The organism is Brevibacterium sp. 2SA (genome assembly GCF_005502845.1).
Lineage (GTDB): Bacteria > Actinomycetota > Actinomycetes > Actinomycetales > Brevibacteriaceae > Brevibacterium.
The window spans coordinates 23,848-30,050 of record NZ_SCMW01000049.1; the positions used below are offsets into that span (position 1 = coordinate 23,848).

6 protein-coding genes are annotated in these 6,203 nt (G+C 68.4%); 3 read left to right on the plus strand and 3 right to left on the minus strand.

The window, feature by feature from the left end:
• Window positions 1-61 precede the first annotated feature (61 nt).
• The gene (locus FFS20_RS14480) at window positions 62-421 is read left to right on the plus strand and encodes a metalloregulator ArsR/SmtB family transcription factor (protein ID WP_137826536.1); all 360 of its coding nucleotides are present in this window, start codon (window positions 62-64) and stop codon (window positions 419-421) included.
• Between the two features lie 42 nt (window positions 422-463).
• Here FFS20_RS14480 and FFS20_RS14485 read toward each other — a convergent pair whose 3' ends face one another.
• Complete coding sequence (locus FFS20_RS14485) at window positions 464-1,672, minus strand: aminotransferase class I/II-fold pyridoxal phosphate-dependent enzyme (protein WP_137826537.1); 1,209 nt, start codon at window positions 1,670-1,672, stop codon at window positions 464-466.
• On the minus strand, window positions 1,669-2,403 hold the full coding sequence (locus FFS20_RS14490; RefSeq protein ID WP_212743352.1) for a peroxidase-related enzyme: 735 nt from the start codon (window positions 2,401-2,403) through the stop codon (window positions 1,669-1,671). Before FFS20_RS14490 ends, FFS20_RS14485 begins: the two co-directional genes overlap by 4 nt.
• A 126-nt stretch (window positions 2,404-2,529) precedes the next feature.
• On the opposite strand from FFS20_RS14490, the gene FFS20_RS14495 reads away from it, so the two are divergent.
• Entirely contained in the window at window positions 2,530-2,841 is a 312-nt protein-coding gene (locus FFS20_RS14495; RefSeq protein WP_137826539.1) for a cupin domain-containing protein, read from the plus strand.
• A 245-nt stretch (window positions 2,842-3,086) separates the two neighbouring features.
• Here FFS20_RS14495 and FFS20_RS14500 read toward each other — a convergent pair whose 3' ends face one another.
• Complete coding sequence (locus FFS20_RS14500) at window positions 3,087-4,517, minus strand: glutamate--cysteine ligase (protein ID WP_249356876.1); 1,431 nt, start codon at window positions 4,515-4,517, stop codon at window positions 3,087-3,089.
• A gap of 207 nt (window positions 4,518-4,724) precedes the next feature.
• On the opposite strand from FFS20_RS14500, the gene FFS20_RS14505 reads away from it, so the two are divergent.
• A complete protein-coding gene (locus tag FFS20_RS14505; protein ID WP_137826541.1) occupies window positions 4,725-5,897 on the plus strand; it encodes a M20 family metallopeptidase in 1,173 nt (390 codons plus the stop codon).
• Window positions 5,898-6,203 lie beyond the last annotated feature (306 nt).

A 6,203-nucleotide genomic window follows, 5' to 3' on the forward strand; every position in this document is an offset into this window, starting at 1 on the left:
CCGCCTCGGCGAGCGTCGCTTCGGTTGAGGGACCGCACAGCTGTTGCGGTAACCTCAGTCCATGGCTGCCTCCTCTGATTCCGTCCCGGTCAACGCCGACGTCGAGGCCCTGCTGCGCGATCCCGAGGGCAACCTCGAAGCCATCTCCGAGACCGCCGACCTCTTCAAGGCGCTCGCGACTCCGTCCCGGCTCAAGATGCTCCTCGTCCTCGCGCACGGCGAGGCGACGGTGACGCACATCGTCGACTCGACGGGCCTGTCGCAGCCGCTCGTGTCCCAGCACCTCAAGTTCCTCCGCGGGCTCCACCTCGTCGGGGTCAACCGCGTCGGCCGGGAGGCGTACTACTCGCTCAAGGACGCCCATGTCGCCCACATCATCCTCGACGCGATCGCCCACACCGTCGAAGGCCACGAGCACTGAGCCTCCGCACCTCGGCCGGTCGCGTGAGCCCCGCGCCGACCCTCAGCTGAGGTGGTCGAGGACCCGGTCGAGCGCCTCGGCGGTCCGGTCGGCACCGACGGCCAGGGACAGGCGCACGGAACGCCAGCCGTCCACGGAATCGAAGTCGTCACCCGGGGCGAAGGCGACGCCCGTGGCCTGGAGGATGTCCTCGCACCAGTCGGTCGCCGTCGCGAACCGGCCCCGCGAGCGGGCGAGGATGTCGTCGATGCGCGCGTACATGTAGAACGCGCCGTCGGGCGGGGCCATGTCGGTGAACCCGAGGTCATCGGTTGCGGCGAGGACATGGTCCCGGGCGCGCGCGAACGAGGCGACGGCGGCCTCGCATTCGGCATAGGATTCGGGGTCGAAGGCGGCCAGGGCGGCGTATTGGGCGGGGACCGGGGCGCACAGGGCGAGGTTGCCGGTGACGTTCGTCGCGGCGGTGACGAGGCGTTCGGGCAGGATCGCCCACCCCAGCCGCCACCCGGTCATCGCCCAGTACTTCGAGAACGACGAGATGACGATCGCCTCGTCGTCGTGGGCGAGCGCGGTCTCCCCGGGCGTGCCGATGTAGCTGATGCCGTGGTAGATCTCGTCGGAGATCACCTGGACGTCGTGGTCGCGGCACCAGCTGATGAGTTCGCCGAGGTGGTCGGCCCCGATCATCGTCCCCGTCGGATTCGCGGGCGAGGCGAGCATGAGGCCGGCCAGCGGAGCCTCGGCGTGGGCCTGTTCGAGGAGGTCGACGGTCGGCTGGTAGCCGTGGTCGACTCCGCAGTCGAGTTCGACGATGTCAGCGCCGAGGGCGGCGAGGATGTTCTTGTACGCGCCGTAGCCCGGGCGGGCCACGGCCACCCGGTCGCCGACGTCGAAGCACGTGAGGAACACCGTCTGGAAGGCGCCGGAGGATCCCGTCGTCACCTGGATCCGCTCGATCGGGATGTCGACGCCGTACCAGTCCTGGTAATGCCCGGCGATCGCCTCCCTCAGGTCGGGGATGCCGAAGATCGCCGAGTAGCCGAGGTTCGTGCCGTCGGTCAGTGCCTCGGCCGCCCGCCGTTTGACCGGGCTCGGGGCGCCCTGCGTCGGTTCGCCGAGGCACATCGCGATCGCGTCGCGTCCCTCCCGCTGCATCTGCTGGACCTTGGCGACGATGTTCATCGCGGCGAACGGACGGACGCGGCCGGCCCGTTCGGAGACGTGGAGGCTCGGGGTGTGGTCGATGGTCATCGTCGGTTCGCTTCCTTCGGGGTCGCCGGTGCGGGGGTGGCCGTCGCCTCGGTGGGCTGGCGCGCGGTATCGGCCGGTGCGGGAGCACCCGTGTCCGCCAGTTCATGGGAACCGGCTGCGTCGGCGGCAGAGTCCGTCGCCTCGGTGGTCCTCGTATCCGCCGACGGCTCGCGGGGAGTCCGGCCCATGAGGTGGAATTCGGGGTTCGGGCGCATGCCGGCGATGTGGGCCATCCGGTTCGACAGGCCGAAGAAGCCGGTGATCGCGGCGATGTCCCAGGCATCCTCGGCGTCGAAGCCGTGAGCGGCCAAGGCGGCGTGGTCCTCGTCGGTGATCGTCCACGGCGCCTGCGCGACGGTCATCGCGAAGTCGAGCATCGCTTTCTGCCGATCGGTGATGTCGGCGTGTGCGTAGTCGAGGGCGACCTGGTCGGCGACGAACGGGTCCTTCGCGTAGATCCGCAGCACCGCACCGTGGGCGACGACGCAGTAGAGACAGTGATTGGTCGCCGAGGTGGCTGTCACGATCATCTCGCGATCGGCCTTCGTGAGGTTCCCCGTCTCCTTCTCCATGAGGGCGTCGTAGTAGGCGAAGAACGCGCGGAACTCGTCGGGGCGACGGGCCAGGGAGAGGAAGACGTTGGGGACGAATCCCGTCTTCTCGGACACGGCAAGGATGTGCTCGCGGATGTCGTCGTCGACCTCGGCGATGTCAGCCATGGGGTATCGCATAGTGCACATGCTAGCCGTCACTGCAGCAGTCGGCTTAGGGTGGGCGGACGGCCGCAGGTTCTGCCGGAGCAATTCCCGCTGCGGCCCCACCCTCTGGCACGCACCACCAACGAAGGAGTCGGGACGATGAGCACAGATGACGCAGCGGCCGCGGACACCGGCGCGACCGGGGAGGTGCAGCTCGACAACGGAGTGTTCCGAGTGACGAAGTGGACGATCGAGCCCGGCGGGATCATTCCGATGCACCGACACGAGCACGAGTACGTCGTTGTGCCCATGGTCACCGACACGATGCACGTGCGCAATGCCGACGGCACCGAACTCACAGCGGAGCTCGAAGCCGGCGTCGCCTACACGCGTGCCGCCGGTTCCGAGCATGAGGTCTCCAACCCGGGCAGCGACGAGGCGGTCATCTTCGTCGAGGTCGAAAGGCTCTGACGGGGCACGCCTCGCGCTGGAGCGGATCCTCCGGACGCAGAGTGTCGAATTGCGCTGGCAGAATCGACACTCTGCGTCCGGAGAATCACCGGCTTCCCGTCGATTCGCCGCCGCCCACTGACTTCAGGACGTTCTGGGCAGATTCTTCAGCCGAAAATCTGCCCAGAACGACCTGGAGTCGGGGCGTCGGGACATGGCGAGAGGGGTAGTCAGCTCAAGGCCCGTCAGACGGCGAGCGCAACCCCTCACGCGGGGACGTCCCACGTGTGGACGGGGCGGCCGCTCTCCTGGTTCGTCAGGTAGGCGTCCATCATCGCCTTGAGCCCCTCGTCCCGTTCGCGCGTGTTCTTCCGGCTGCCGGGCGCAAGCCGGTCGAGCATCCGCAGCTGCCACGTCGCCCCGTTGGCTTTGCGCTCGGCACGGCCCTCGATGACCGACATGTACTCGTCGATGACGTCCTTGTCGATGTTGAGCCGCCGCAGACCGCGGCGAGCCTGCGGGATGAGGACGTCGATGACGAGGTCGGAGACGGCGATGTGCCCGATCTTCGGCCACGTCACCCGGGCGGTGATGCCGTCCTTCGCGCACGCGAAGAAGTTTTCGCGCGCCTCGGCGAAGGACATCCGCGACCACACGGGACGGTTCTCTCCGACGAGGAACTCGGCGAGGCCGTAGTAGAACGCGGCATCAGCGACCATATCGACGGGGGTCGGACCAGCCGGCAGCAGACGATTCTCCACCCGGATGTGCGCGCCGTTGTCGCCGGCATCGTAGATCGGCCGGTTCCACCGCCACACCGTGCCGTTGTGGAGGTTGAGCTCGAAGAGCTTCGGGGCATCGGCATCGCTGAACTCGACGAAGTCCTTGATCTCCGGCAGCAGCGGCGGGAAGTAGCGGACGTTCTCCTCGAAGAGGTCGAAGACGCTCGTGATCCACCGCTCCCCGAACCACACGCGCGGGCGCACCCCCTGGGTGACGAGCTCCGGGGTGCGGGTGTCGATCGACTGGCCGAAGACGGGGATCCTGGACTCGTGCCAGAGCTTGTGGCCGACGAACAGCGGGGAGTTCGCGCTCACCGCGACCTGCGCGGCGGCGATCGCCTGCGAGGCGTTCCATGCCTCGGCGAACTTGTTCGGGGCGACCTGGAGATGGAGCTGCATCGACGTGCACGAGGACTCCGGGGCGATGTCGGAGAACTCCTGGCGGTACGTCTCCTTGCCGTCGAGTTCGATCTGCACGTACTCCCCGCGCGCGTCGATGACCGAGTTGCTCAGCGCCTCGTACCGGTTCTCCTCCGTCATCCACGGCTCGGTCCTGAGGAACTGCGTCGTCAGCGTCGGCAGGGTTCCGATCGACGCGATCCTCAGCCCCTTCGCCTCGGCGGCGCGCTTGGCTCGGGCCAGGCGATCGGCGACCCCGGATTCCAAGGTCTTCAGCCCGCGCCCGGCGACCTGGAGGACCGGGTGGTTGAGCTCGAGGTTGAAGCCGCCGATCTCGGACTGGAACTCGTCATCGAGGTCGGCGAGCACCTCCTTGTTCCGCAGGCTCGGCTGATTGTCCTCGTCGACGAGGTTGAGCTCGAGTTCGAGTCCGATCGTGCCCGCCGATTTGAATTCGGCATGACGGAGGTACGTGTCGAAGAGCTCCAGATTCTCCGCGAGCTTCTCGCGGTACAAGGTCCGCTCTTCCGGTGTGTACCGCTTCGAACTCACTGCCTCACCCATACGACAAGCAAACCACACACTGCAGAGGTTGTGCCCGCCCTCCCCGTGACTTCTCTCAGCGCGAACACCGCCGGACACCCCGGCTGCGACTGCCGCTGCCCGAGCGCGCCATGCGGACAGGGCGGGTTACCGTCGGGGTCCCGCACTAGAATCGGGCCCATGTCGACCTCTGCGAACACCGCCACTCAGCCCTCTGACCTCGTCCGCAGCGCCGAGGACCGCGTTCCGACCATGCTCGCCGACCTCGAACGGGTCATCTCGCTCGAGACTCCGTCGGCCGACAAGGAGGCAGTGGCACGCGGAGCAGCCGACTTCGCGGAACTCCTGCGCGAGCGCCTCGGCGCCGAGGCGGAACTCCTCACCGTCGACGGCGTCACGCACGTGCGCCTGCGGTTCGGCGACGCCGCTCCCCGCGTCGTCCTCCTCAACCATCAGGACACCGTGTGGCCCCACGGCACGCTCGATCGCCTCCCGTTCTCCACCGCCGACGGCGTCCTCCGCGGACCCGGCAGCTTCGACATGCTCACCGGGGCGATCATGAGCGTCCACGCGGTCGCGATGCTCCGCGACCGTCTCGGCGAGGACGGCCTCGATGGGCTCTCGATCCTCATCACCGGCGATGAGGAGGTGGGGTCGGTGACGTCGTCCGATCTCATCCGCGCCGAGGCGGCCGATGCCGCAGCCGTGTTCGTCATGGAGGCGAGCGCCGACGGTGCGCTCAAGCTCGAGCGCAAGGGCACCGGAATCTACACGCTCGTCTTCCGCGGCCGGGCCGCGCACGCGGGGCTCGAACCGGAGAAGGGCATCAATGCGGGGATGGCGCTGGCGCTCACCCTCCCGCTCATCGCCGGTCTCTCCGACGCCGAGGCGGGCACCACCGTCGTGCCGACCGTGATCTCCGCGGGGACGACGTCGAATACGGTCCCCGCCGAGGCGCGCGTCGACGTCGATGTCCGCGCCCGCACCGCAGCCGAGCTCGAACGCGTCGACGCGGCCGTCCGGGCACTCGCCGCAGACCCGCAGCTCGAGGGGTCGACGACCGAGGTGATCGGCGGGATCAACCGCCCGCCGTTCGAGCCCGAGCAGTCGGCTGCCCTGTTCGACCAGGCGACGGCACTGGCCGCCGAACTCGGGATCGCTGCCCCGCGCGGGGTCGCCGTCGGCGGAGCCTCGGACGGGAACTTCACCGCCGGCGACGGGATTCCCACGCTCGACGGCCTCGGTGCGGTGGGCGACGGGGCGCATGCCGAACACGAGCACGCACTCATCGCCGAGATTGCCCCGCGTACGGCACTCCTCGCTGCCCTCATCGCCGATCAGTTGGGACGCTGAGAGCGGCGGGGCTGAGAGCGGGGCGCTGAGAGCGGCGGGCTGAAAGCTGAGACCGAAAACCTGGTCGCGGCCGCCGCCACCGCCTGGTTCCGAGCCACGTTCAGGGCGCCACCACGGGTTCTGCGCCGTTTCCAGGGTGCCACCACGGAATCTGCGCCACTTTCAGGGTGAGATTCGCGGAAATTTCACCATGGACGTTCCGCGCAATCGCCTTCGAGTTGGCGCAGACTGCTCAAGCCCCTCTCTGCCGTGGCAGCAAGCTCCACACGCTTCCGGCTCAAAGCCTCACGCCCTACGCTCCCGCCC